Here is a 2,045-nt window from a genome sequence, read left to right as displayed (position 1 = left end):
GCGGCGATCTTGGCGACGGCAGCATCGGCGGCGCCTGTGAAAGCAGCGTCGCCCCAGGCACGCACCATGCGCGCGCCGAAAATCAGCGCCTCTATCTCATCTTCCGTGAACATCAGCGGCGGAAGCTCATAGCCGGAGCGCAGCACATAGCCGAGGCCCGCCTCCCCCTCTATCGGCACGCGGCTCGCCTGAAGATCGGCAATGTCGCGATAGATGGTACGGACAGAAACCTCGAGATGGCTCGCCAGTTCCTGCGCCGTGACGACGCGCTTTGCCCGGCGGAGATATTCAATGATGTCGAAGAGACGGTTGGCGCGGCGCATGGCCTTCTCCGGCAAATCGCGGGGGCTCGATCACTGCTGACGGCACGTTGTCAGTAGCATGTCAGTATAGAGGAAAGGGCCAACAGGAGGAGGCTTTTCCATGATCCGTCTTCATATTTTTCCCGATGCGCTGAAAGGCACGCCCAATCCGAGCCAGTTCTGCGTGAAGCTTGAGGCGGTCTTTCGACTTGCCGGTGTTCCCTATGAGATCTGCCCGGAGATGAACCCTGCGACCGGACCGAAGGGCAAGCTCCCCTTCATCGAGTTCGAGGGCGAGCGGGTCGGCGACTCGGCGCTCATCCTCGATTATCTGAAGGAGAAGATCGGGCTTGATCTGGATGATGGCCTCACCTCATCGGAACGCGCGCTCTCCCATATGATCGAGCGACGGGTGGAGGAGCGGCTTTACTGGGTGATCGTCCATAGCCGCTGGATCGATAACTGGATGCAGACGAAAGCGGCGATCTTTGGCAACACGCTTTTTTTCCGCTCTCCTATTTCATTCCGAATGCGGCACGCAAAAGCATCCGCCGCGCGCTTGTCGGGCACGGGCTCGGGCGGCATACGAGAGAGGAAATATATCAGTTCGGCGCGAGTGATCTTGCGGCCCTGTCAGTGCTGCTCGGTGACAAGCCGTTCTTCTTCGGCGAGACGCCGCGGCTTGCAGATGTGACGGTTTATTCCGCGCTCGTGAACATTATCGGACCGGATATTTGTAGTCCGTTGCGCGATACCGCTCTCTCGCACGAAAACCTCGTGAGCCATACGGAGCGGATGGGCGAGATCTTCGCTGCGCGGCGCCCGCGCACCAGACTCGTTCTGACGCGCGCGGCGTGATCTTCAGAGACGCTCTTTACTTACCGTGGTGACCATCACCTGCATGGGTGCCGGTCCATGAAGGCGGGTCGGAAGCAGGAAAGCTGTCTTCGATGGTTTCATCGACGAGACATTCCTCTTCTACCCGCGCCTCTTCTGCCTCTTCGGCGAGACGCTCCGCGCGTTTCGCGTCAGCCTCGGCAGACGCATTGCCATCCGTCCAGGCGGGCGGATCGCTGGCGGGGAAGGATTCCTTCAATGCTTCCGTGACCTTACCTTGAGGGACGGAAGCGCCTTTCTTCTTGTCAGCCACGTTGTATCTCCCGTTGCTACAACAAGAGAAACGATCAAAGGCGAGCTTCGTTCCTTCTGACAGGGGCGGCGGGCGAGCGGCACAACTGCGCGGCTAGTGGGCTTCGTCCCAGTTCTTTGCAGCACGCGCATCCACATCAAGCGGCACGGAAAGCGTGGCCGCAGGCTCCGCCGCAGCAGACATGATCGCGGCGACTTCCTTGCAGGTCTTTTCTGCCTGTGCTTCCGGTGCTTCAAAGATCAGCTCGTCATGCACTTGCAGCAACATGCGTGCATCAAGCCCGGCTCGCGCGAGTGCACCCGGCATACGGATCATGGCGCGGCGGATGATGTCCGCTGCCGAACCCTGAATGGGCGCATTGATGGCGGCGCGCTCCATGAAGCTTTTTTCCGCCGGGTTCTTCGAATTGATGGCAGGCAGATGGATGCGGCGGCCAAAGACGGTTTCGACGTAGCCGTTCTTGTGCGCGAAATCCTTTGTCTCTTCCATATAGGTGCGGATGCCGGGGAAGCGCTTGAAATAGCGTTCGATATATTCGCCCGCCTCACCCCGCGAAATACCGAGCTGGTTTGCAAGGCCGAAGGCGGAGATGC

5 protein-coding genes are annotated in these 2,045 nt (G+C 59.9%); 2 read left to right on the top strand and 3 right to left on the bottom strand.

Annotated elements, in window-relative coordinates:
• On the bottom strand, positions 1–323 hold a 323-nt coding region (locus WBF74_RS07860), incomplete at its 3' end, for a helix-turn-helix transcriptional regulator (protein ID WP_424437744.1).
• Between the two features lie 100 nt (positions 324–423).
• Between WBF74_RS07860 and WBF74_RS07855 the strand changes: the two genes are divergently transcribed.
• A complete protein-coding gene (locus WBF74_RS07855; RefSeq protein WP_424437741.1) occupies positions 424–996 on the top strand; it encodes a Tom37 metaxin N-terminal-like domain-containing protein in 573 nt (190 codons plus the stop codon).
• Positions 939–1,160, top strand: coding sequence for a glutathione S-transferase C-terminal domain-containing protein (locus WBF74_RS07850; protein ID WP_424437738.1), 222 nt, complete (start codon positions 939–941; stop codon positions 1,158–1,160). Before WBF74_RS07855 ends, WBF74_RS07850 begins: the two co-directional genes overlap by 58 nt.
• Positions 1,161–1,176: 16 nt before the next feature.
• Here the strand turns inward: WBF74_RS07850 and WBF74_RS07845 are convergent, their stop codons facing one another.
• Complete coding sequence (locus tag WBF74_RS07845; RefSeq protein WP_424437735.1) at positions 1,177–1,452, bottom strand: hypothetical protein; 276 nt, start codon at positions 1,450–1,452, stop codon at positions 1,177–1,179.
• A gap of 93 nt (positions 1,453–1,545) precedes the next feature.
• A partial coding sequence (locus tag WBF74_RS07840) for a DNA polymerase (protein ID WP_424437732.1) occupies positions 1,546–2,045 on the bottom strand: 500 nt, incomplete at its 5' end.

It is taken from the genome of Parvibaculum sp. (genome assembly GCF_049672805.1).
Classification (GTDB): domain Bacteria; phylum Pseudomonadota; class Alphaproteobacteria; order Parvibaculales; family Parvibaculaceae; genus Parvibaculum.
Note: the sequence above shows the minus strand (reverse complement) of the source record. Positions and strands in the feature narration are given on the sequence as shown.

Coding starts and splice junctions, on each gene's coding strand:
- WBF74_RS07855 (WP_424437741.1), top strand. CDS start 424: ATGATCCGTCTTCATATTTTTCCCGATGCGCTGAAAGGCACGCCCAAT.